Origin of the sequence: Shimia haliotis, from assembly GCF_900114415.1 — a bacterium.
In the GTDB taxonomy this organism is placed as follows: Bacteria; Pseudomonadota; Alphaproteobacteria; order Rhodobacterales; family Rhodobacteraceae; genus Shimia; species Shimia haliotis.
The window spans coordinates 334205-357667 of the sequence record NZ_FOSZ01000004.1; the positions used below are offsets into that span (position 1 = coordinate 334205).

Annotated in this window: 25 protein-coding genes and 1 pseudogene; 19 read left to right on the forward strand and 7 right to left on the reverse strand. The window is 56.9% G+C overall.

Features of this window, described 5'->3' with window-relative positions:
• Nucleotides 1-35: 35 nt before the first annotated feature.
• From hslO to BM069_RS12260, 6 genes are all read left to right on the forward strand, one after another.
• Complete coding sequence (gene hslO / locus BM069_RS12235) at nt 36-1037, forward strand: Hsp33 family molecular chaperone HslO (RefSeq protein ID WP_093324043.1); 1002 nt, start codon at nt 36-38, stop codon at nt 1035-1037.
• On the forward strand, nt 1030-1629 hold the full coding sequence (locus tag BM069_RS12240; protein WP_093324044.1) for a CoA pyrophosphatase: 600 nt from the start codon (nt 1030-1032) through the stop codon (nt 1627-1629). The genes hslO and BM069_RS12240 overlap by 8 nt, the downstream gene beginning before the upstream one ends.
• Nucleotides 1626-2786 carry a CCA tRNA nucleotidyltransferase gene (locus BM069_RS12245; RefSeq protein ID WP_093324045.1) on the forward strand — a complete coding sequence of 387 codons (1161 nt, stop codon included), beginning with the start codon at nt 1626-1628 and terminating at the stop codon, nt 2784-2786. Before BM069_RS12240 ends, BM069_RS12245 begins: the two co-directional genes overlap by 4 nt.
• Nucleotides 2787-3056: 270 nt before the next feature.
• On the forward strand, nt 3057-4898 hold the full coding sequence (locus tag BM069_RS12250) for an ABC transporter ATP-binding protein (protein WP_093324047.1): 1842 nt from the start codon (nt 3057-3059) through the stop codon (nt 4896-4898).
• 36 nt (nt 4899-4934) lie between these two features.
• Nucleotides 4935-6149, forward strand: a complete 1215-nt coding sequence (locus tag BM069_RS12255) for a class I SAM-dependent RNA methyltransferase (protein ID WP_093324048.1) — start codon at nt 4935-4937, stop codon at nt 6147-6149.
• 88 nt (nt 6150-6237) lie between these two features.
• A complete protein-coding gene (locus tag BM069_RS12260; RefSeq protein WP_093324049.1) occupies nt 6238-6732 on the forward strand; it encodes a L,D-transpeptidase family protein in 495 nt (164 codons plus the stop codon).
• Here the strand turns inward: BM069_RS12260 and dalA are convergent, their stop codons facing one another.
• Nucleotides 6733-7260 carry a divisome-associated lipoprotein DalA gene (dalA, locus tag BM069_RS12265; RefSeq protein WP_093324050.1) on the reverse strand — a complete coding sequence of 176 codons (528 nt, stop codon included), beginning with the start codon at nt 7258-7260 and terminating at the stop codon, nt 6733-6735.
• 168 nt (nt 7261-7428) lie between these two features.
• Here dalA and BM069_RS12270 point away from each other — a divergent pair, with 168 nt between their 5' ends.
• Together BM069_RS12270 and BM069_RS12275 are read left to right on the forward strand one after the other, a co-directional pair.
• Nucleotides 7429-8025 (forward strand): L,D-transpeptidase, encoded by a 597-nt coding sequence (locus BM069_RS12270; protein ID WP_093324052.1) that lies wholly within the window; start codon nt 7429-7431, stop codon nt 8023-8025.
• 152 nt (nt 8026-8177) lie between these two features.
• Nucleotides 8178-8360: a hypothetical protein gene (locus BM069_RS12275; protein WP_093324152.1), complete on the forward strand. Its 183-nt coding sequence runs from the start codon at nt 8178-8180 to the stop codon at nt 8358-8360.
• An 81-nt stretch (nt 8361-8441) separates the two neighbouring features.
• On the opposite strand, the gene hemH is transcribed toward BM069_RS12275, so the two are convergent.
• Both hemH and BM069_RS12285 read right to left on the reverse strand, forming a co-directional pair.
• A complete protein-coding gene (gene hemH / locus BM069_RS12280) occupies nt 8442-9497 on the reverse strand; it encodes a ferrochelatase (protein ID WP_093324153.1) in 1056 nt (351 codons plus the stop codon).
• A gap of 26 nt (nt 9498-9523) precedes the next feature.
• Nucleotides 9524-10342 carry a methyltransferase domain-containing protein gene (locus BM069_RS12285; protein WP_093324053.1) on the reverse strand — a complete coding sequence of 273 codons (819 nt, stop codon included), beginning with the start codon at nt 10340-10342 and terminating at the stop codon, nt 9524-9526.
• A gap of 48 nt (nt 10343-10390) precedes the next feature.
• Here BM069_RS12285 and BM069_RS20170 point away from each other — a divergent pair.
• The 5 genes and pseudogenes from BM069_RS20170 to BM069_RS12305 all read left to right on the forward strand — a co-directional run.
• Nucleotides 10391-10552, forward strand: a pseudogene (locus BM069_RS20170) (double zinc ribbon domain-containing protein); the annotation flags it as partial.
• A gap of 87 nt (nt 10553-10639) precedes the next feature.
• Complete coding sequence (locus tag BM069_RS20175; protein WP_342028856.1) at nt 10640-11089, forward strand: ComF family protein; 450 nt, start codon at nt 10640-10642, stop codon at nt 11087-11089.
• A gap of 36 nt (nt 11090-11125) precedes the next feature.
• Complete coding sequence (grxC, locus tag BM069_RS12295) at nt 11126-11380, forward strand: glutaredoxin 3 (protein WP_093324055.1); 255 nt, start codon at nt 11126-11128, stop codon at nt 11378-11380.
• A gap of 5 nt (nt 11381-11385) precedes the next feature.
• Complete coding sequence (locus BM069_RS12300; RefSeq protein WP_093324056.1) at nt 11386-12216, forward strand: carbon-nitrogen hydrolase family protein; 831 nt, start codon at nt 11386-11388, stop codon at nt 12214-12216.
• A complete protein-coding gene (locus BM069_RS12305; protein WP_093324058.1) occupies nt 12216-12656 on the forward strand; it encodes a MarR family winged helix-turn-helix transcriptional regulator in 441 nt (146 codons plus the stop codon). The genes BM069_RS12300 and BM069_RS12305 overlap by 1 nt, the downstream gene beginning before the upstream one ends.
• On the opposite strand, the gene ubiG is transcribed toward BM069_RS12305, so the two are convergent.
• Nucleotides 12653-13396, reverse strand: coding sequence for a bifunctional 2-polyprenyl-6-hydroxyphenol methylase/3-demethylubiquinol 3-O-methyltransferase UbiG (ubiG, locus tag BM069_RS12310; RefSeq protein WP_093324059.1), 744 nt, complete (start codon nt 13394-13396; stop codon nt 12653-12655). The genes BM069_RS12305 and ubiG overlap by 4 nt on opposite strands.
• 50 nt (nt 13397-13446) lie before the next feature.
• Between ubiG and pip the strand changes: the two genes are divergently transcribed.
• The 6 genes from pip (at nt 13447) to infB (ending at nt 21489) form a co-directional block, all read left to right on the forward strand.
• Complete coding sequence (gene pip / locus BM069_RS12315) at nt 13447-14421, forward strand: prolyl aminopeptidase (RefSeq protein WP_093324061.1); 975 nt, start codon at nt 13447-13449, stop codon at nt 14419-14421.
• 79 nt (nt 14422-14500) lie between these two features.
• Nucleotides 14501-15976, forward strand: coding sequence for an ABC transporter substrate-binding protein (locus tag BM069_RS12320; RefSeq protein ID WP_093324062.1), 1476 nt, complete (start codon nt 14501-14503; stop codon nt 15974-15976).
• A gap of 143 nt (nt 15977-16119) precedes the next feature.
• A complete protein-coding gene (gene rimP, locus BM069_RS12325; RefSeq protein WP_093324064.1) occupies nt 16120-16710 on the forward strand; it encodes a ribosome maturation factor RimP in 591 nt (196 codons plus the stop codon).
• 5 nt (nt 16711-16715) lie between these two features.
• Nucleotides 16716-18341, forward strand: coding sequence for a transcription termination factor NusA (gene nusA / locus BM069_RS12330; protein WP_093324065.1), 1626 nt, complete (start codon nt 16716-16718; stop codon nt 18339-18341).
• Nucleotides 18342-18364: 23 nt separating this feature from the next.
• On the forward strand, nt 18365-18997 hold the full coding sequence (locus BM069_RS12335; protein ID WP_093324067.1) for an RNA-binding protein: 633 nt from the start codon (nt 18365-18367) through the stop codon (nt 18995-18997).
• On the forward strand, nt 18994-21489 hold the full coding sequence (infB, locus tag BM069_RS12340; RefSeq protein ID WP_093324068.1) for a translation initiation factor IF-2: 2496 nt from the start codon (nt 18994-18996) through the stop codon (nt 21487-21489). Before BM069_RS12335 ends, infB begins: the two co-directional genes overlap by 4 nt.
• 50 nt (nt 21490-21539) lie before the next feature.
• Here the strand turns inward: infB and BM069_RS19835 are convergent, their stop codons facing one another.
• The 3 genes from BM069_RS19835 to argJ all read right to left on the reverse strand — a co-directional run bounded on the left by BM069_RS19835 (nt 21540) and on the right by argJ (nt 23463).
• Nucleotides 21540-21677: a hypothetical protein gene (locus BM069_RS19835; RefSeq protein ID WP_093324070.1), complete on the reverse strand. Its 138-nt coding sequence runs from the start codon at nt 21675-21677 to the stop codon at nt 21540-21542.
• Nucleotides 21678-21841: 164 nt separating this feature from the next.
• Nucleotides 21842-22240 (reverse strand): 8-oxo-dGTP diphosphatase MutT, encoded by a 399-nt coding sequence (mutT, locus tag BM069_RS12350; RefSeq protein ID WP_093324071.1) that lies wholly within the window; start codon nt 22238-22240, stop codon nt 21842-21844.
• Nucleotides 22237-23463, reverse strand: coding sequence for a bifunctional glutamate N-acetyltransferase/amino-acid acetyltransferase ArgJ (gene argJ / locus BM069_RS12355; RefSeq protein WP_093324072.1), 1227 nt, complete (start codon nt 23461-23463; stop codon nt 22237-22239). Before argJ ends, mutT begins: the two co-directional genes overlap by 4 nt.

The window sequence follows — 23463 nt, forward strand, 5'->3', positions numbered from 1 at the left end:
GCGGTATGGCAAGGGAAGGCCGATAAGGAAACCCCATGAAACCCGCAAACACGATTGCCTGGGACGACACGGTACTGCCGTTCCAGCTGGATAAATCTGACATTCGCGGCCGCGTCGCGCGCCTTGATGGTGTGCTGTCGGGCGTATTGAAACAACATGCCTATCCGGAAACGGTAGAAGCGCTTGTGGCCGAGATGGCTCTGCTGACCGCATTGATCGGGCAGACCATCAGCCTGCGCTGGAAGCTGTCGCTGCAAGTGCAGACCGATGGCCCCGTGCGCATGATCGCGACCGATTACTATGCACCGACCGCCGGAGGCGAGCCGGCCCGCATTCGCGCCTACGCCAGCTTTGATGAGGAACGCCTGACCGACGGCGCGCCGTTTGATCAACTTGGCAACGGCTATTTCGCGGTCCTGATTGATCAAGGTGATGGCATGAAGCCCTATCAGGGCATCTCCGGCCTCATTGGTGGATCACTGCAAGCGTCGGCAGAGGCGTATTTCGCCCAATCTGAGCAGCTGGCGACACGTTTTTCGCTGAAGTTCGGCAAATCTGTCGAACCCGGTGTGGGCGAGCATTGGCGGGCTGGCGGCATCATGCTGCAGCACATGCCCAAAGCCAGCCCGCATGTGTCGGGCGAAGGCGGCAGCGGCGAAAGCGGTCTGTTGCTGGCCAAAGATGTGGTGAACGAGGAAGACATGGAGAACTGGAACCGGGCCAACATTCTGTTGGACACGGTTGAAGAGCTCGAGATGATTGGCCCTTCGGTGCCGCCGACGGATCTTCTGGTGCGTCTCTTCCACGAAGAAGCGCCGCGCGTATATGACGCCCAGCAGGTCAAATTCGGCTGTACGTGCTCCGAGGATCGTGTGCGCCAGTCGCTGTCGATCTATTCGGCCAAGGACATTCAAACGATGACGACGCCGGAAAACCGTGTCGAAGTCGATTGCCAGTTCTGCGGCGCGCATTACGACCTTGATCCGACCTCGGTCGGATTTGAGGCGAAGAAAGACGGAGACGCCGCGGGTGCCTGACCCGTTGTCCACCTTAAAGGCCGCGCTCTCAACCGAAAGCGCGGCCTCTTCCGATTTTGATCTAAATCCTGATGTTGTTTTGCCAAAAGGCCGCAAGCTGCGCCCAGCAGGTGTCTTGATGCCGATCGAAATCAGCAACGGCACCCCGCATGTGATCCTCACCAAACGCGCCAGCCATCTGAAACACCACCCCGGCCAGATCGCCTTTCCGGGGGGAAAGCAGGATGAAAATGACGCTGATGTGGTCGCCGCCGCTTTGCGCGAGGCGCGTGAGGAAATTGGACTGCCGCCCGAGATCGTCGAGGTGCTTGGAACCCTTCCGACCCATGAAACCGTGACCAGTTTCTCCATGACGCCAGTTCTGGGTCTCGTCAAAGATGCGTTTGACGTGATCCCAGAGCCGGGCGAAGTCGAAGAAGTCTTTCGCGTGCCGTTGGCCCATGTGACCACGTCTGCGCGATTTTCCGTGCAATCCCGCCGGTGGCAGGGACAGCGACGCCACTACTTTACCGTGCCCTTCGGCCCCTATTACATATGGGGCGCAACGGCCCGCATCCTGCGAGGTCTTGCGGAGCGAATGGAGAGGGTATGAAAGTAGTTGGCGATTGGTTGACCAATCCGGCGACGCAGAAGGTTTGCAAGGCGCTGACTGATGCGGGATATCAAGCGCTTTTTGTTGGCGGCTGTGTGCGCAATGCCTTGCTTGGCGCTCCGGTGAATGACATCGACATTTCCACTGATGCATTGCCGGAGCGGGTCATGGAACTGGCAAAATCCGCGGGTCTCAACGCCGTTCCAACAGGTATTGAACACGGCACAATTACGGTTGTCTCAAACCACATTCCCCACGAAATCACCACCTTTCGCCGCGACGTGGAAACCGACGGTCGCCGCGCCGTTGTGGCGTTCTCTGACAACGTTGAGGACGATGCGCTTCGCCGCGACTTCACCATGAACGCGCTTTATGCGACTCCCGATGGCACTGTGGTCGACCCGCTTGGCGGCATGACAGATCTGAAGGCCCGCCGTCTGCGGTTTATCGACAATGCCGAAGACCGCATCCGCGAAGATTACTTGCGCATCCTGCGCTATTTCCGGTTTCACGCGATCTATGGTGACCCGATGGCGGGCATGGATCCTGATGCGCTGGCCGCTATCGCGGACAACATTGACGGTTTGGCGACTTTGTCCAAAGAGCGGGTCGGCACAGAGGTCAAGAAACTGCTCTCCGCCTCGGATCCGGCGCCCGCGGTGGCGGCCATGCGGTCGACTGGCGTATTGACTGCCATCCTGCACGGCTGCGATGACAAGGCTCTCGCGCCCTTGGTGCATCTTGAGGCACAGTTCGGCCTTGCTCCCGATCCCATCCGCCGACTCGCGAGCCTTGGCGGTGTCGGCCTCACCGAGGCCTTGCGTCTGTCTAAACGCGACTCTCGCTCCCTGTATGATCTGCGCGACGGGGTGGAAAACACAATGGGGCCGGCTGAACTTGGCTATCGGTTGGGTTCAGAGGCAGGCACGTCAATCCTGCTCCTGCGCGCGGCGATGTTGGAACTCCCATTCGATCCCGCCTCACCCGCTGAAGTCTCCCGGGGTGCGGCAGCGGATTTTCCAATCCGTCCTGCCGACCTGATGCCGGATTATTCCGGCCCCGCGCTAGGCCGTGCGCTCAAGACGCTCGAATCCCGATGGATTGAAAGTGGCCTGACAATGGGCAAAGCGGCGCTTTTGGCGACGTTGACCGCCTGAATAGGGCACCGCAGACATACAGTCGTGATACCGACGCAAAACCGACGTAGTGCCGACAGCGATTTTGTCCCTAGGAAGAGATAGGGTTCAACCACCAATCAGCCTGATTGACAGGTGGCGTTCATTGCGGCAGTCTTGCCGCACCTGAGTAAAAGGAGGGTGCAAGATGTATCGCGGAATCTGGTTGTCATAAGCACAAGCTGACCGCATTCGCGTGGCCAACGGCTGCGCATTCACATTTTGTCCTGTCTTCTTTCTTTGGGTTTCCCCATGTTCAAGTTTTTCGAAAACCTCGTTGATCCTTATTGCGACTATGTCGAGACCGACACGCCGCCGACCAAGCTGTGGCCGTTCATCATGGACTATGCACAGCCGTTCAAACGGGTCTTTTTCCTTGCTGCGGTGATGTCCGTGGTGGTTGCCGCTGTGGAAATCGGCCTTATCGGCTATATGGGCCGCATCGTGGATTTGCTGATTGGCGATCCTGCCGATGTCTGGGCTGCGCATAAGGTTGAATTCCTTGCAGTGATCGTTTTTGTGCTGCTGCTCAGGCCCCTTTTGCAGGGATTGGACGTGCTGCTTCTGAACAACGCGATGTTGCCGAATTTTGGCACTTTGATCCGGTGGCGGGCGCACAAACATGTTTTGCGCCAATCGGTTGGCTGGTTTGAAAACGACTTTGCCGGACGTATTGCCAACCGCATTATGCAAACGCCGCCTGCCGCTGGCGAAGCGATGTTCCAGGTCTTTGACGCCATCACTTTCTCGATCGCTTATGTGGTTGGTGCCGCGCTTTTGTTGATGGACGCAGACCCGCGTCTGGTGCTGCCGATGCTGATTTGGTTGGTGCTTTATGGTGCGTTGGTGCGCTGGACGGTAGTCCGCGTTGGTCCCGCCTCACAGAAAGCGTCAGACGCCCGTTCACAGGTCACAGGCCGTGTGGTGGACGCCTACACCAACATACATTCCGTCAAACTATTCGCCCACAACCAGCGGGAGCTGGAATACGCCAAAGAGGCTATCGATTACTCTCGCGATACGTTTCAGCAAGAGATGAGGATCTTCACCATAATGGATGTGGTTCTGGTCTTTTTGAACGGACTTTTGATTGTGAGCGTTGTGGGATGGGCGATCTGGCTCTGGATGCAAGGGCAGGCGAGTGTCGGAGTGGTCGCGGCAGCCACCGCTTTGACACTGCGGCTCAATGCGATGACCGGCTGGATCATGTGGGCGCTGACCTCTTTCTTCCGTCAGCTGGGCGTGGTGGCCGAGGGTATGGAAACCATCGCACAGCCGATTGATCTTGTGGATGTTGCGGAAGCAAAACCGCTACAACTTACTGAAGGTAAAATGGAAATTGACGCCCTGTCGCACCATTATGGTCGCGGATCTGGCGGCTTGGATGCGATTTCCCTGACCATAAATCCGGGCGAAAAGATTGGCCTGATCGGACGCAGTGGCGCGGGGAAATCGACGCTCGTGAAGCTGCTTCTGAGGTTTTATGACGCCGAAACCGGCCGCATTCTGATCGACGGTCAGGACATCGCCAAGGTCACGCAGGACAGCCTGCGCGACGAGATCGGTATGGTGCAGCAGGACAGTTCGCTTCTGCATCGTTCGGTGCGTGACAATCTGTTGTATGGGCGGCCGGATGCCACTGAGGAGATGATGATTGCCGCGGCGAAAAAGGCCGAGGCGCATGAGTTTATCCTTGATCTTGAAGATCCGCAGGGCCGGAAAGGGTACGATGCGCACGTCGGTGAGCGTGGTGTGAAGCTGTCAGGAGGACAGCGGCAGCGGATCACGTTGGCGCGGGTGATCCTGAAAGATGCACCGATTCTTCTGCTGGATGAGGCCACAAGCGCGCTTGATAGCGAAGTGGAGGCCGCCATTCAAAGCACGCTTTATGGCATGATGGCGGGCAAAACCGTGATCGCGATTGCGCACCGTTTGTCCACGATTGCCGAGATGGACCGCATTCTGGTTCTGGACGCAGGTAGAATCGTCGAGCAGGGCAGTCACGCCGATCTACTTGCGCAGGGAGGCCTCTATGCCGGTTTCTGGGCGCGGCAGTCGGGTGGGTTCCTGAATGCCGACGAAGCCGCCGAGTAAATTGACCAATGCGCGTCCTCGCGGTAGGGGACGCGCATGAGCCAGATCATCATCCAGCGACTGGGCCTGCACGGCGACGGGATTGCCGAAGGTCCGATTTTTGCCCCCCTGACCTTACCAGGTGAGGAGGTGAGCGGAGAAATTGACGGCGATCGTCTGCGCGATGTGCGGATTGTGACGCCATCAGAGAACCGCGTGAAACCGCCATGCCGGCACTTCAAAGCCTGCGGCGGGTGCCAGTTGCAGCACGCGAGAGACGGTTTTGTCGCGGACTGGAAAGTGGATGTGGTCAGGAATGCGCTTGCGGCGCAGGGGCTTGTGGCCGAGATGAAGCCGATCTTGACCTCTCCGGCGGCCACACGTCGTCGCGCAGTATTTTCCGCGCGCCGCACTAAGAAAGGCGCAACTGTGGGGTTTCACGCCCGTGCCTCTGATGTGATTGCGGAAATCCCCGATTGCCAACTGCTTGATCCCAAGCTGATTCCGGCGATGGAGATTGTGGGCGATTTGGCCAAAATTGGCGGATCTCGCAAAGGTGAAATCAGCGCAACTGTCACCCTGAGCGACGGCGGTTTGGATGTGGCGGTGTGGGGCGGAAAACCGCTTGACGGACCGTTTCTTTCACAACTGGCGCAGGAAACCGAACGGCACAAGCTGGCTCGACTTTCATGGGATGGAGAAGTGGTCGCGACCCGCGTGCCGCCATATCAGCAATTCGGAAAGGCCAAGGTTGTGCCGCCAGCCGGCGCGTTTTTGCAGGCCACTCCGCAGGGTGAAGCAGATCTTCTCGCAGCGGTTCAGTCCGCCATCACGCAAGGCGAGAAAGGCATCGACCTTTTTGCGGGGTGTGGCACATTCACTTTGCCGATGGCAGAATGCGCACAGATGCACGGGGTGGAGGGCGAGCGAGCCATGACGAAAGCTCTGGACGCCGGCTGGCGCATGGCTGAAGGCTTGAAACACGTGACAACCGAGGCGCGGGACTTGTTCCGCAATCCGATCATTGCCGAAGATCTTCGCTATGATTTTGCAGTGATTGATCCACCAAGGGCCGGCGCCGAAGCGCAGGTTGCGGAATTGGCGCAGTCGGATGTTTCCGAAATTGCCTTTGTGAGTTGTAACCCTGTTACTTTCGCCCGCGACGCCGCGACTTTGGTCGGCGCAGGTTATGCGCTGGACTGGGTGCAGGTTGTGGATCAGTTCCGGTGGTCCAGTCACGTGGAGCTTGCGGCCCGATTCGCAAGACTTTGATACAAGTCACAGCGTCGTGACGGGTTTTTGCCGCTTTCATCTGTTATTGGACTAGGGCAATAGAACAAAAACAACCGAGGCACCTTCGATGCGCTGGCTATCTCTAGTTCTTCTTTTTGTCGTTGCTATCGGCGCGGCGGGCTGTTCGTCCAAATTCAAGACCTACAGCGGCCCTAAGGTGACGCATGTCGTGATCTACAAAGAACAGCGCAAAATGCACTTGCTGCACAATGAGACTGTTCTGAAGTCTTATGACGTGGATCTGGGGTTTGCGCCGGCTGGGCACAAACAGTTTGAGGGCGATGGTCGAACGCCGGAAGGGCAATACTGGATTGATCGTCGCAATCCGAACAGTCAGTTCTATTTGTCGATTGGCATTTCTTATCCAAATGCGGCCGATCGCGCCTATGCCGAAGCTCAGGGAAAATCGCCTGGCGGTGACATCTTTATTCACGGGCAGCCCGAAGTGTTCAAAAACAAAAAGGCCGACTGGACCGCGGGCTGCATCAGCGTGACCAATCGCGAGATGCGGGACATCTATGCGATGGTCAGGAACGGCACACAAGTTTGGATTTATCCGTAACTACCCGTCGAAATTGGCAATATCGGTTGTGGCATAGGTTGGTGCGCCCATGACGAGGGTCCACCAGATTTTGCCATTCTTCTCCTGAAACCAAGCAAATCCGATGTCGCGGGCATTTTGATCAAGGATCACTGCACGGGTGTCGTCCTGTTCCATCCAAGCGGCGAGTGTTTCCATTTCGGTCTCGTATGTCTCGGAAATGGTCTCTCCGGTCAGTTCACCTTGGTAGCCTACACGTTTGACGCGATCGAGGGGTGAGGAGCCGTCAGAGCCGAAATGCCAGGGGCGGTTTTGCAACGCCATGTCTCTGGAGTGGGTTGCCGCAGCCGCATTGAGCTGTGCGCTGTATTCAACCGGAACAGCGCCCGAGGCCTGTCGCAAAGCGTTTACGCTGTCCAGAACACGGAATTGAATCTTGTTAGACGCGTTCGAGGAGATCCTGTATTGTTTGGCTCCGGAAGAGCCGCCGGTGGTGGTGCAGGCCGCCAGAGTTAGCGCCAGAACAATAAATAGAGTAAAGATCCGCATGTCTTCCCCGCTTGGTGATTTTGCGTTTTGCATTGATCTACCTGTATGAAGTTGACATGAAAACCCACATCGGCGTGACGTGGCCGATCTGACGATTGATTGATTTGCGACTGAGGCTTTCGGGCAATATCGTTTGACGTAACATAAGACCGTGTCTGGGAGAGCACCATGACAGATAATTGCAAAAATTTTTTGGGCCGCCGCGCATTTTTGGCGACGGGTGCGGCTTTTGCAGGGGCGCCGGCGTTGGCGCAAACCGAATCCAGCACAACCGAGGTCGAACGGGACTTGGACGAGGCGGTCGTGCGCAACATCTCAAGCTTCCGCTCACTTGATTGGCAGCCGTACTTCAGCAACCTGAGAAACGGTGCTGTTCTTGTGGATATCACGAGCCGCGCCTTGCATTACTGGTCTGAGGATCAGTCGGTCTATAAGCTGTACCCGACATCCGTGCCTTTGACCGAGGATTTGACCAAAAAAGGGCGTACAAAGATCATTCGAAAGGTCGAGGGGCCGAGCTGGCGTCCGACGCCATCGATGCGCAAGCGCAACCCAGAATGGCCTGAGTTTGTTGGCCCGGGACCGGACAATCCCTTGGGGACACATGCGCTGTATCTGAGCTGGACCTACTACCGGATTCACGGGACGCATGATACACGTAAAATTGGACGTAGATCGTCCAACGGCTGTATTGGCCTTTACAACGAACATATTGCAGAGCTGTTTGCGCTCACGAATGTGGGCACACAAGTGTTGCTTATTTGACGACATTTTGCTGTTAGGAGTCGTGAATCCCTAAACTAGGGTTTGCAAACGCAGACTTTTTCCTGTTTAGACGATTGCACGAGGTTAAGTCTTGGGTGCTTGTCATCGCCCTCTTTTTTGTTTTTGGTGGCAAGCGAATTCTGGAGGATACTATGAAGAAACTCGTTCTCGCTGCTGCACTGACCGCCGCTGCTTCCACTGCCTTTGCTGGCTCCATGGCCGATCCGGTTGTAGAACCGCCGGTAATTGAAGAAGCAGCGTCGAGCTCCAACGCAGCTGTCTGGGTTCCGCTGCTTCTGTTGGTTGTTATCGCCGCAGCAGCTACTCAGTCGTAATTCACACGAATTACAACAAACAGTTAAAGGCGAGGGTATTACCCTCGCCTTTTCTTTTGGTCTGACGCTCGTGGCCCGCCTTTAGGACGTGACCCAGCCTCCCAGATTTTCAGAGATGATGTCAGACAGCGCATCAATATGCGCTTCGTCCGAGTTCAGGCAGGGAATATAGAGAAAGTCCTCGCCGCCTGCTTCCTCAAAGCTCTCTTTGATCTCTTCATTGATCTCTTCCAGCGTTTCGATGCAGTCCGCCGAAAAGGCTGGCGCGACGACGGCGATGCTTTTCTTGCCTTCTTCTTGGGCCAGACGCGCCACCTCTTCTACTGTGTAGGGGCGAAGCCAGTCTTCGGGTCCAAACTGGGATTGGAACGTGGTGCGCAATTCTGTCTTGTCCCAGCCCAGCCGCTCCTGCAAAAGACGTGTCGTTTTTTGGCACTGACAGTGGTAGGGATCCCCCTCCATCAGATAGCGTTTCGGCATGCCGTGGTAGGAAACCACCAGCAAATCAGGGCGTTTCTCCCGAGACGCATAGGCGGCCTCGATGGAAGAAGCCAATGCCTCGATATAGGCGGGGTGATCAAAATAGGCGGGCACTGTGCGAGCCGCGGGCTGCCATTTTTCGTCCATCAATGCGCGAAAGAACTGGTCATTCGCGGTGGCTGTGGTTGCGCCTGCATATTGCGGGTAAAGCGGGAAAAACAGCACCCGCTCACAGCCCGCCGACACCATTTCACGCACCTTGGAAGGCGTGGAGGGGTTGCCGTAGCGCATACAGAAATCGACCATCACCTGATCGCCGTAACGCGCCTGCATTTTATCTGCAATCGCGGCGGTTTGCTCTTTGGTAATCACCATCAGAGGGCTTTCGCCCCGCTCTTTATCCCAGATCGACTCATAGGCCTCGCCACTGGAAAAAGGTCGTTTGGTGAGGATGATGAGTTGCAGGATTGGTTGCCATTTCCACCACGGGTAGTCGATCACCCGCTTGTCCGACAAAAATTCGTTAAGATACCGGCGCATGGGCCAATATGTGTAGTCATCCGGCGTACCAAGGTTGGCCAGCAAAATACCGGTTTTGCCACGCGGAACGGCGGGGTGGTCGGCAGGGGCGTGAGCGGGGCAGGCGACGTCTTTCATCTTTTGGTCCACTGTTTTTCGCGCCGTCATTTCGGCAGTTTGATTTCTGATGCGCCTAGCGCATCTGCAAGGCGGGTTGACGCGGACCCAGGGCGGAGCGGTTGCGGTTGGCTCTCGTCAGGAGACCAGCCGGTCATAAAGATCATATCAAAGGTTGCTGTGAGGCGGCCCTCTTCCATGAAGTTCTCTACGTAAAGTTCCGCCGCGCGGATCAGCACTTTGCGCTGTGTTGGTTTGCGCAGGCGTTGATCAAGGGCGTTGGCTTCCCCCATCGCACGAAGATCCTTCATCAAGGCCCAGGGCGTTTCGTAGGTGACCTTTAGAGGGAGAGAATCGGCAACCGGCAAAGCCAGTCCGGCGCGTTGCAACAAGGCGCCCATATCGCGAATTTCACCCATCGGAACGACGCGGGGCGACAGGCCGCCCGTAATTTCGCTTTCGGCCTGCGCCAAAGCGCTGCGCAGCTCATTCAAAGTCTGGCCGCCAAATGTCACAGCCAGAAAAAGCCCGTCCGGAGAAAGGGCGCGGCGGCTTTGGATGATTTGCCCGACTGGATCATCGGCCCAATGCAGGCTTAACGCATGCACCACCAGATCATGCGCACCCTCGCGCAAATCAAGCACATCGGTGTCTTCCACTATCGCGGCGTCCGGAATGCAGCGGCGCCAAACATCAGGAAATCCGGTCACAATCGCGGGCCTTGTAAACCCTCTGTTAACCATACTGAGGCGATCCTGAACCTCCTCGATCGCGACCTCATGTAGGAACATACCTTTGGACACATCAGCGCGCGCGCGATTGCGCGTCAGGGCCTTACGATCGGTGAGTTTCGGCTGGGTCTGCATGAGGCGGACAATATGACGAAGAAAAGTAAGTTTCAAACGGCCTTGCAGATGGTTTTTCCATCCCGCTGTGTTGCCTGCGGTGCATTGGTTGAAGGAGACTTCGGACTTTGCAGTTTATGTTGGGCGCAGACGCCGTTTTTGGGTGGTGCGCAATGTGATTTTTGCGGAATTTCTGTTTTGGCAGAAAGTGTGGAAGATCAGCTCACTTGTGATGCGTGCCAATCCGTCCCTCGGCCTTGGGTTAAGGGCGCGGCAGCGTTGTCATACGAAGGTGTGGCGCGCAAATTGGTGTTGGCCTTGAAACATGGAGACCGGCAGGACATTGCATTGCCATGTTCAAAATGGATGGCGTCGGCCGGCAGGGAACTGTGGGAGGCGGAAGCCATAGTTGTGCCGGTGCCCTTGCACTGGAGCCGTTTGTTGAAACGGCGCTACAATCAGGCGGGCGTTTTGGCCAAGCGCGTGGCACGGCATTTGGATTTGGCATTTTGTCCTGATGCGTTGCTTCGGCCCCGCGTCAGGGGAACCACCGCAGGTCTCACCACCGAGGAGCGGTTTGATAAAATGTCTGGAGCCATAGAGCCGCACCCCAAACGCGGGCAGCGTTTGGCCGGCAGGCGGACGATTGTGGTGGATGACGTGATGACGAGCGGGGCGACTTTGACCGCCGCAGCGCAAGCGGCGTTGCAGGCTGGTGCCAAAGATGTGTGTGTGCTGACACTGGCACGCGTTGCAAAGGGCGACTAAATGCCTGACAAATGTTGAAACACTGAGGATCGCGCAATGACGATTGAAATTTATACCAGCCCTCTTTGTGGCTTTTGCCACGCCGCCAAACGCTTGTTGAATCAAAAGGGCGTTGAGTACACCGAATTTGACGTTCTGTCAGAGCCTGACCGTAAGCCGGAGATGATCAAACGCGCCAACGGAGGTCGAACGGTTCCCCAAATTTTCGTCGGCGACATTCACGTGGGCGGGTGTGACGATCTTTATGCGCTTGAGCGTGCGGGCAAGCTCGATGGGCTGCTTGGCCGGTGACGCCAATGCGGATCGCACTTTTACAGATCACGTCATCGGATCAGCCGTCGGAAAACCTGACGACTGTTGAAGGCATGATCCGCACAGCGGCGGCGCAAGGAGCCGGATTTATCTTTACGCCAGAAGTGACCAACATTGTTTCCATGAGCCGGAAGCATCAGGTGAGTGTTTTGTGCCATGAAGGCGACGATCCAATGCTGGCGCGGGTGCGGGGCCTTTGTTCTGAATTGGGCGTTTGGGTCAGTCTTGGAAGCCTTGCCTTGAAAACAGAGGACACAGACGGACGGTTTGCCAATCGCTCCTTTGTGATTGATGACAAGGGCGAAATTGCTGCCCGATACGACAAAATCCACATGTTTGATGTGGATGTGTCGCCAGAAGAAATCTATCGCGAATCCGACGGCTATCGTCCCGGAGCGGTGGCAACGACTGTGCCAACACCCGCTGGGACGGTCGGGTTGTCGATTTGTTACGACCTGCGGTTTCCGCATCTCCATCGCGCTTTGGCCAAATCTGGGGCGCAGATCTTGACCGTCCCAGCGGCATTTTCACCTGTCACCGGTGCTGCGCACTGGGAGGTTCTGTTGCGGGCGCGGGCCATTGAAACAGGATGTTTCGTTGTTGCGGCTGCACAAACCGGCCGGCATGACGCCACCGTAGGCAAATCGCGCCAAACTTATGGGCATTCGATGGTAATTGCGCCATGGGGAGAGGTTTTGGCAGATGCCGGAACCGACTGCGGCATCACATATGTTGATCTTGACCTGTCGATGGTGGACAAAGCGCGCAGACAAGTGCCCGCTTTGGGCCATGACCGAGAGTTCGACGGACCCTGATGAACGACAAAAGCGGCTTGGCCATTACCCTGTTTGGCGAGATCCTGATGGTGGATCAGCTCGCCCGTACGCGCTTGACCAAAGCGTTGCCCAAGGGAATGGAACTGTCTCATTTTTCCGTTTTGAATCAATTGGATCGAACGAATTCGGAGCGCAGCCCCGCACAGTTGGCAAAGACGTTCCACGTCACCCGCGGTGCCATGACCAATACCCTGCATAAGCTTGAACTGGCTGGATATGTGCATATCCGGCCGGATTGGGACGACGCCCGCCGCAAGATGGTGGCCATAAGCCCCGCCGGCCGTCAGGCGCGGGATGCAGCGTTGGCGGGCATGGAGCCGCTGATTCGGGATATTGTCGAGAATCTCGGCGACGAGCGTGTCCGCTCGGCCCTACCGATTTTGCGGGAACTGCGCCTGCGCCTTGAGGACGACACTTAAGGTTTCGTGCTGGCTGTGACGTAGTTGACAGACAGGTCCCGAGCCGAGATCGACCAGCTCCAAGCGATCGGGTTGAACACAAACCCTTTCCGGTCGACTGGTGTCACACCGGATTTCTCCAGTAGCGCAAACAATTCATCTGGCGTGATGAATTTGTGCCATTCATGCGTTCCCTTGGGCAGCCAGCGCATAACAAACTCGGCGCCGACAATCGCCATAGCAAAGCTCTTGGGATTGCGGTTGATCGTAGAGCAGAGATGCAGGCCACCCGATTTCAGAAGACGTTGGCAAACCGTCAGAAATTCCAGAGGATCGGCAACGTGTTCCACAACTTCCATGTTCAGAACGACATCGAATTGCTCGCCAGCTTCGGCCATCGCTTCAGCGGTGGTGTGTCTATAGTCGATGTCTAGACCGGATTGTTCCGCATGGACTCTTGCCACAGGAATATTGCCGCCTGCCGCATCGGCGCCCACGACTGTTGCTCCGAGGCGTGCCATTGGTTCGGAAAGCAGTCCGCCACCGCATCCGATATCCAGCAATCGCAATCCGGCAAAGGGCAACTCTGTGTTCAGGTCGCGATTGAACTCTGCCGCGATCTGCGTCGTAATATAGTCCAGACGGCAGGGATTGAGCATGTGGAGAGGCTTGAACTTGCCATTGGGGTCCCACCATTCGGCGGCCATGGCCTCGAATTTGGCGACCTCGGACGGGTCAACGGTGCTCTGGGAGGCTTGCATTTAATACTCTCCGTGGGTCATGTGGGCTGTCTCTACATTTAAGGAAAGACATGGACAAGAACTCGGGCCAAAAGCGCGCAGTGCAGTATCTTTATCCGCCGGTCGAGCCATTTGACCAGAGGATGTTGGATGTTGGCGACGGGCATCAGGTTTATGTGGAACAATCTGGCAATCCCAAGGGGCTGCCGGTGGTGGTTGTGCATGGCGGTCCGGGCGGCGGGTGCAGCCCTGCGATGCGACGGTATTTCGATCCCAGTGTCTATCGGGTGATCCTTTTTGATCAGCGAGGCTGTGGCAGGTCGCGGCCTCATGCGAGCATCGAGGACAACACAACATGGCACCTTGTTGCGGATATGGAACTTATTCGCACTACGCTTGGGATTTCCGATTGGATCGTCTTTGGCGGCAGCTGGGGCGCGACCTTGTCCTTGCTTTATGCGCAGGCGCATCCAGAAAAGGTGGTCTGTTTGGTGCTGCGTGGCGTCTTCTTGATGATGCAGCGGGAACTCGATTGGTTTTACGGCGGTGGCGCAGGGCATTTTTGGCCGGAACCGTGGGAGCGATTTACATCGTTGGTGCCGACGGAAGAGCGTGGCGATTTTATCGAGGCCTATCACCACCGCTTGTTTTGCGGCGATCGCGCGACCGAAGTGAAATACGCCCGTGCTTGGGCGTCGTGGGAAAACGCCTTGGCGTCTGTTTATTCAAGCGGTGCTGGCGGAGAGGCGCCGGCGGAATATGCGCGTGCCTTCTCTCGGCTGGAGAATCACTATTTCCGCAACAAGGGTTTTCTTGAGTTTGACGGGCAGATTCTGGGCCATATGGACAGAATTAAGGATATTCCCGGATTCATTGTCCAGGGTCGCTACGACATGATTTGTCCGCCAAAGGCAGCCTATGAGCTGACCGAGTCTTGGGGAGAGATGGCGGATCTGCGTATGGTGCGCAATGCGGGGCATGCTCTGTCTGAACCCGGTATAAGTGCGGAACTTGTGCGCATAATGGATCAACTTGCGCGGGCCTGAGGGCGACTTGGTATGATGGGGGCTGGACATCGGGGCGATGTCGTCGTCTGATCGGCGTCCGAAATTGGAGAGTTAACCCATGACACGGATCAGCAGGCGTAGCCTTTTGACCAGCGGTGCTGCAGCCGGTGTGCTTGCCGCCAGCGGTCTTGGCGTGGCGGCTGCACCGAAAACCGGCGGCACGTTGCGGGCGGTTTTGCCGGGCGGATCGGTGTCCGACACATGGGATGCGCGCGAACATTCCGAGCTTTTCATGATGGCTGCAGCGCATGGCGCGGTGTTTGACTGTTTGACCGAGATCGGCCCTGACGGTGCATTGCGCGGTGAGCTGGCCGAAAGCTGGGACGCCAGCCCGGATGCGCGCGTCTGGACCTTTGATCTGCGGCGTGATGCCGTGTTCCACAACGGCAAGGCTTTTGGCGCGGATGATGTTTTAGAATCCTTTGCGCTGCATGGGCCGGAAAGCCGTTCTCCGGCCGCGCCGTTGTTGGCGGGTGTGCAAAACCTGCGCAAGTTGACCGGCCATCAGGTGCAGTTTGAGTTGGCTGCACCCAATGCAGACTTCCCTTATTTGCTTTCGGATTATCACCTCGTGATCTATCCGGCAGGCTACGTGGAATTGGCGATGATCGGTGGGATCGGCACCGGAATGTATCGCGTCGAGAATTTCCAACCCGGCGAGGTGTTCAGCGCATCTCGGGTGCAGGGCCATTATAAGGACGGCAAAGCGGGGTTCTTTGATAGTTTGGAGTTTACGGCCGCGACCTCGGCGCTGGGCATGCAGATGTTGTCGGATGGAACGGTGGATACCGTGGGTCAAATCAGCGCGGTGGATGCAGTGCATTTGGCCGATTGGCGCGGAGTCCGGTTACAGAAAGCCACCGGTAACGCCCATGTGGCCCTGACATCTCACGGTGATCTCAACCTGCGTCGGGCGTTGCAGCACGGCCTGGATCGGCGGGCGCTTTTAGATGATGTGTTGCTTGGTCACGGCGATATTGGTCGAGACTCACCGGTTGGACCGGCAAACCAGTATTTTGCCGTTAAGTTGGATGCACCAGCGTTTGATTCTGATTTGGCCCGACACTTCCTGAAGAAATCTGGCGTAGATCGTTTGAACTTGTCTGTGATGCATCATCTGCCAGCACCTTCGAGCCAATTGGCAGAGGCGATTGGGACGCAGTTTTCAGCGCTTGGACTGCCGGTTCAGATCGGCACGGGGTCTGGCGTGGTACACAGCAGTGCGGGTCGTGCGACCGAAGACTGGGTGCTGTCGATATACCTGACAGCTGGCGCGCCTTGGAATGCTTCAAATTGGACGCATCCAATGTTTGAAACCATGCTTTTGTCCGCACGCTCGGAGCTGGACTCTACCAAACGCCGCGCTCGGTATCAGGACATTCAGGAATTGCTGAGAAACGAAGGCCCAATGACCGTGCCTGTGTTTGCAGACCACTTACAGGCGGTGTCGAATCGCATCGAAACGCCATCGGCCATTGGCCGCCACTGGGCGATGGACAATGCGCGGTTCGCAGAGAGATGGTGGCGCGCCTGAACGCATAGACCGATTGGCCCTTGCAGACTCAGCCTATCGGACGTATATCGCTCTCAACAGCGGCGCGGTCGGTTTAGCCTGAACGCTCCACCGGGAAACATCGACGGGCCGCGCGCCCGTTTTTTTGTGCTTGGAAGACATCAATGAGTGACCTGATTGCCAAGGCGGCAATTGACCGCAAACTAGCCGAGATCGTCGGCCCCGTTATCGAAGATATGGGGTTCGAACTGGTCCGTTTGCGTCTTATGGGTGGCAACACCCACACACTGCAAATCATGGCGGAACGTCCGTCGGGCGGCATCGAAGTGGATGAATGCGCAGCAATTTCCAACGCGGTCAGTGCCGTTCTGGATGTCGAAGATCCGCTTGTTGACAGCTATGTTCTTGAAGTTGGCAGCCCTGGTATTGACCGCCCTTTGACTCGCCTCAAGGATTTCGACACCTATGAGGGATATGAGGCAAAACTGGAAACCAGTGAGCTGATCGGCGGGCGTAAGCGTTTTAAGGGCGTTTTGGCGGGCGTTGAAGGTGATGATGTCCTGATCAACATCGATGATCAGGGTGAAACCGTGACCGTTGGGTTGCAGTTTGACTGGCTGGCCGAGGCCAAACTGGTTCTGACTGACGATCTGATCAAAGAAATGCTGAAGGCTCGCAAGGATGCGGGCGTTTTGAACGAAGACAAATTTGACGACATCGAGACCGACGAGTCTGCGGACGAGTCCGAGGAGTAAATAAGATGGCAATCACCTCTGCAAACCAGCTTGAGCTTCTGCAAACTGCTGAAGCTGTGGCACGCGAAAAGATGATCGACCCGGGCCTCGTGGTCGAAGCGATGGAAGAATCCCTCGCCCGCGCAGCCAAGAGCCGCTACGGCGCCGAAATGGACATCCGTGTCAGCATCGATCGCAAGACCGGTAAGGCGACGTTCACCCGCGTGCGCACCGTGGTCGAGGACGAAGAGCTTGAGAACTATCAGGCCGAGTTCACGGTGGAGCAAGCCAAGCAGTACATGGAAAGTCCCGAAGTCGGTCAGCAGTACATCGAAGAAGTGCCGCCGGTTGAAATGGGCCGTATTGCTGCGCAATCTGCCAAGCAGGTTATTTTGCAGAAGGTGCGCGAAGCAGAGCGTGATCGTCAATATGATGAATTCCACGATCGCGTGGGTACCATCATCAACGGTCTGGTCAAACGCGAAGAGTATGGCAACGTGATCGTTGATGTGGGCCGTGGCGAAGCCATTCTGCGTCGCAACGAGAAGATCGGCCGCGAAAGCTATCGCCCGAACGACCGCATCCGCTGCTTCATCAAAGATGTACGCCGTGAGACCCGTGGTCCGCAGATCTTCCTGTCGCGCACCGCGCCTGAGTTCATGGCAGAACTGTTCAAGATGGAAGTGCCGGAAATCTATGACGGCATCATCGACATCAAAGCCGTAGCTCGCGATCCCGGTTCGCGCGCCAAGATTGCCGTCATCAGCCACGATGGCTCTATTGATCCCGTGGGGGCCTGTGTTGGTATGCGCGGCTCCCGCGTTCAGGCGGTTGTGAACGAGCTTCAGGGTGAAAAAATCGACATCATCCCATGGAACGAAGATCAGCCGACGTTCCTTGTAAACGCGCTACAGCCGGCCGAAGTGACCAAAGTTGTTCTGGACGAAGAAGCCGGCAAAATCGAAGTTGTTGTGCCTGATGAGCAGCTTTCGCTGGCCATTGGCCGTCGCGGCCAGAACGTGCGCCTTGCGTCGCAGCTGACTGCGTTGGATATCGACATCATGACCGAGGCCGAAGAATCCGAACGCCGCCAGAAAGAGTTCGAAGAGCGTACCAAGCTGTTCATGGACACGCTGGATCTCGATGAGTTCTTCGCACAGCTTCTGGTTTCGGAAGGCTTTACCAACCTTGAAGAGGTTGCCTACGTGGAAGTTGACGAACTGTTGGTCATTGATGGTGTTGACGAAGACACGGCCAACGAACTTCAGGCACGTGCACGTGACTTCATCGAAGCACAGAATAAAGCCGCGCTTGATGCGGCGCGTGAACTGGGTGTTGAAGACAGCCTGGTTGCATTTGAAGGTCTGACACCCCAGATGATTGAGGCGCTCGCGAAAGACGGCGTTCTGACGCTTGAAGACTTCGCAACATGTGCAGATTGGGAACTCGCCGGTGGCTGGACCAATGTGGATGGCGAGCGTGTAAAAGACGACGGTGTGCTAGAGCCCTTCGGCATGACACTGGAAACTGCGCAAGACATGGTGATGACCGCGCGTATCGTTTTGGGTTGGGTTGATCCGGCCGAGCTGGAAACCGCTGCTGAGGAAGAAGCCGGTGAAGAAGGCGCTTCCGACGAGGAGGCCGAGGCCTGATCTCAGGCCTCGGGGGTCTTGACATGAGCCGCGGAGGGCGGGCCGACGAACGGCCATCCGAACCGGAGCGCAAGTGCATCGCCACTGGTGCAAGCTCGTCTACCAACGGGCTTGTACGGTTTGTGGTTGGACCTGATGGCACTGTAGTGCCCGACATCCTCGGCAAGTTGCCTGGTCGCGGTATGTGGGTTTCCGCGGATCGCGAAGCGATCGAGAAAGCAGCCAAGAAAGGTCTGTTTTCGCGCGCAGCAAAACAAAAGGTGCAGGTTCCGGCGGGGCTTGTTGACGAGGTCGAGCGCCAATTGGCACATCGCGTTGTTGAGCTCGTAAGCCTGTCGCGTCGATCTGGATCGGCTGTGACTGGATATGAAAAGGTCAAGGATTGGCTTGTCAAAGATGTGGCTGAAATCCTGCTTCAGGCATCTGACGGGTCAGAGCGCGGAAAAATGAAACTGCGGCCGCCAAATGGGGGCCATTACTTTGACTGCCTGACAGCCAGCGAATTGGGTTTGGCATTTGGGCGACAAACTGTGATACATGGGGCGCTTGCGTCTGGCGGACTCACTCTACGTGTTGTAGAGGAAGCCCAAAGATTAAAAGGCGTACGCAAAAATTCGGTGGCAGGGGCCGCCGGGAAGGACAAGAAAGCCAGATGAGCGATAACGACGGTAAAAAAACCCTGGGTCTGCGCGGTGGCAACCGCCCTGGTAACGTGAAGCAGAGCTTCAGCCACGGGCGCACCAAAAACGTTGTGGTGGAAACCAAGCGTAAACGCGTGGTTGTGCCCAAACCAGGTGCGGCCAAACCGGGTGCTGCATCGGGTAAAATTGCGGGTGATCCCTCGCGGCGTCCGGCGGGCATTTCCGATGCGGAAATGGAGCGCCGTATGAAGGCATTGCAGGCCGCAAAGGCCCGCGAAGCCGAAGAGGCTGCGAAGCGCGAAGCTGAAGAAAAGAAACGCGCCGAGGCGCGTGAGCGCCGCCGTCAAGAAGCGGAAGCCAAAGAGCGCGAACAGCGCGAGGCCGAAGAGAAGGCCCGTAAAAAGGCCGAAGACGAAGAGCGCAAGAAGAAGGAGGTCGAAGAGGCCGCCAAACGTGCAGCTGCCGAAGCTGCTGCTCCTGCGCCCGCCGCCGCGGCACCTCAGGGTCGTGGCGCTCCGAACCACAAGGCTGCACCGGCGCCGACGCCTCGCAAGGCCGACCGTGAACGCGAACAGCGCAACACGCGCGGCAAAGGTCGAGACGATGGCCGCCGTTCCGGCAAGCTGACACTTGGTCAGGCAACCGGAGGCGAAGGCAACCGTCACCGTTCGATGGCTGCGATGAAACGTAAGCAGGAACGTGCCCGTCAAAAAGCGATGGGTGGCACGGTCGAGCGCGAAAAGGTTGTACGCGATGTTCAGCTGCCCGAGGCGATCCTCGTCTCCGAGCTGGCCAACCGTATGGCCGAGCGGGTGGGTGAAGTTGTGAAAGCGCTCATGAACATGGGTATGATGGTCACACAGAACCAGACGATCGACGCCGATACTGCGGAACTGATCATCGAAGAGTTCGGCCACAAGGTCGTCCGCGTTTCCGACGCTGACGTAGAAGACGTGATTGCCGAAGTTGAAGACAAAGAAGAAGACCTGAAGCCGCGTCCGCCCGTGATCACCATCATGGGCCACGTTGACCACGGCAAAACGTCTTTGTTGGATGCGATCCGCGACGCACGTGTTGTGGCTGGCGAAGCTGGCGGGATCACACAGCACATCGGTGCATATCAGGTGAAAACCGAAGGTGGTGCCGTTCTGTCGTTCCTCGACACCCCGGGCCACGCGGCGTTTACTTCGATGCGCTCTCGCGGTGCTCAGGTGACCGATATTGTTGTTCTGGTTGTGGCGGCGGATGACTCGGTCATGCCGCAGACGATTGAGGCCATCAACCACGCTAAGGCAGCCGGAGTGCCGATGATCGTCGCGATCAACAAGATGGACCGTCCGGCGGCTGATCCCCAGAAAGTGCGCGCAGAGCTTTTGCAGCATGAGGTGATCGTCGAGGCGATGTCCGGTGACGTGCAGGATGTTGAAGTCTCCGCACACACTGGCCAAGGTCTGGATGAACTGCTCGAAGCCATTGCGCTTCAGGCGGAAATTCTTGAACTGAAAGCCAACCCCGATCGCGCGGCACAGGGTGCCGTGATTGAAGCACAGTTGGATGTGGGTCGTGGTCCAGTTGCCACCGTTCTGGTGCAGACAGGCACGCTGAAACAAGGCGATATCTTCGTTGTGGGTGAGCAGTACGGTAAGGTTCGTGCGCTGATCAACGACAAGGGCGATCGCGTCAAAGAAGCCGGCCCGTCGGTACCTGTAGAGGTTCTTGGTCTGAACGGCACACCCGAAGCGGGTGACGTTCTGAACGTGACCGAAACCGAAGCGCAGGCGCGTGAAATTGCCGCCTATCGCGAGCAAGCTGCGAAAGACAAACGTGCTGCGGCCGGTGCTGCAACCACTCTGGAACAGCTGATGCAGAAGGCCAAGGAAGACGAAAACGTCGCCGAGCTGCCAATTCTGGTCAAAGCCGACGTACAGGGCTCCGCGGAAGCCATCGTTCAGGCGATGGAAAAAATCGGTAACGGCGAAGTGCGTGTGCGTGTTCTACACCATGGCGTAGGCGCCATCACCGAAAGTGACGTTGGCCTTGCGGAAGCGTCTGGTGCGCCGATCATGGGCTTTAACGTGCGTGCGAACGCATCGGCCCGTAACAGCGCCAACCAGAAGGGTGTCGAAATCCGCTACTACTCGGTTATCTATGACCTTGTGGATGACGTGAAAGCCGCCGCATCCGGCCTATTGAGCGCGGAAATTCGTGAAAAGTTCATCGGATATGCCGAAATCAAAGAAGTCTTCAAAGTCACTGGCATTGGCAAGGTTGCCGGCTGTCTGGTCACTGAAGGCGTGGCGCGTCGCTCTGCGGGCGTCCGCCTGTTGCGCGACAACGTTGTGATCCACGAAGGCACCTTGAAGACACTCAAGCGCTTCAAGGATGAAGTTGCCGAAGTCATCTCGGGTCAGGAATGCGGTATGGCGTTTGAAAACTACGACGACATCCGCCCGGCGGACGTGATTGAGATTTTCGAACGCGAAGAAATCACACGGACTCTGGACTAAGGTTCGACCCAACCAAACAGAAAAAAGGCCGCCTTTTTCAGGCGGCCTTTCTATTTGTTGATCGTTGAGATCGGTTTTCCTGAGAAAATCTTGTCGCCGACCAGAACGGAAATCCGTCCGTCGGGCAAGTTTCCGACAAGGGTGCCCTGTATGGACACGCAGCTGCCCACTGTGATGGTGCGTAACATGCCAATGTCCCCAGATGATTGACGGGTGATGTAAGGTGACAGGCATGGAGCCCGCGAGTTGACCGCCCCATGTCTTCATTTCTAGCAAAAATGTAGCACGACGCGCGGGAGGGTTTCATCCCACCGGCTCAAATCACAGGGAAATGAGCGAAATACCGCGAAACCTAGACCCAGTCGCGTATCATCGGGATCAACGGCAGGTCTGCGGGTGGCATTTCGTAGTCCCGTAGGTTTTCAGGCCGGACCCACTTCAAAACCTGTCCCTCGCGCGCGATTGGTGTGCCTTCCCATTTTCGACACGCAAATAGCGGCATCAACAAATGGAAATCATCGTAGTTGTGCGAAGCAAAAGTGAGCGGGGCAAGGCAGCTTTGCCACGTGTTGATGCCGAGCTCTTCCTCCAGTTCACGGATCAAGGCGACCTCGGGTGTTTCGCCGGACTCGACTTTACCACCGGGGAATTCCCACATTCCAGCCATGGATTTACCCTGCGGGCGTTGTGCCAAAAGGATACGCCCATCAACGTCGATTAGACACACAGCAGAAACAAGAATAGTTTTCACGAGCGATAGTCCGCATTGATAGTGATGTAGCCATGGGTCAAATCGCAGGTCCAAACGGTGCTGCTGCTTTCTCCCAAGCCCAGATCGACAGTGATTTGAATTGATGCGTTCTGCATATAGGCCGCGCCGGCGTCTTCGGTATAGTCAGGCGAAACCCAACCGGCCTCTGCGACAAGGATATCGCCAAATCGAATGGTCAAAAGGTCCCGATCAGCTGCCGCGCCGGATTTGCCGATCGCCATCACGATCCGGCCCCAGTTTGGGTCTTCGCCTGCGATGGCGGTTTTCACCAGCGGCGAATTTGCGATAGCCAAAGCATGCGTGCGGGCATCTGCCTCGGTTGCGGCTCCGGTGACAGAAACTTCGACAAACTTGGTTGCGCCTTCTCCGTCTCGCACCACCTGATGGGCCAGATCAAGCATCACTGCGTGCAGGCAGGCTTTGAAGTCAGCGTCATTGGTCACATCGACGCCGCTTTGGCCAGTGGCCGCCAGCAGTAACGTGTCCGACGTCGATGTGTCGCTGTCGACGGTGATGCTGTTGAACGTTCTTTCGTTCAGCTCAGACAGCATGGCCTGAAGCGGGGCGCGGTCAATTTTGGCATCCGTGAAGATGTAAACCAGCATGGTCGCCATATCCGGTGCAATCATGCCGGACCCTTTGGCGATGCCGGCGATTTTTACGTCTCCGTTGGATGTGGAAATCGTCCGCGTGGATCCCTTGGCAAAGGTGTCAGTTGTGCGGATCGCCTCTGCGGCTCCCGCCATCCCATCCGCGCTTAGCCGTTCTGAAAGATCGGACAGTTTGGCAGTGATACGATCGTGCGGCAGGGGTTCACCAATCACACCGGTCGAACTTGAAAACACCCGCGTTTCTGGCAAACCGAGTGTTTCGGCCACAGCGTTGGTCACTGCCTTGGTGGAGTGAACGCCGTTCTTGCCGGTAAACGCATTGGCATTGCCGGCATTCACCAAAATGGCAGCGCCCAAATCGCTGTCGTCACCAATTTTATCCTGACAATCCAATACGGCGGCTGAACGCGTTGCAGATTTGGTGAACACCCCTGTCACAACTGTTCCCGGTGCGAGGTGCGCAAGCATCACGTCCATGCGACCGGCATACTTCACACCAGCTTCAACGCTTGCGAAACGGGCGCCAGCAATCTCCGGCAAATCAGGAAAGGCTTTTGGGGCGAGCGGAGAGACGTGTTCGATGGAGGCCAT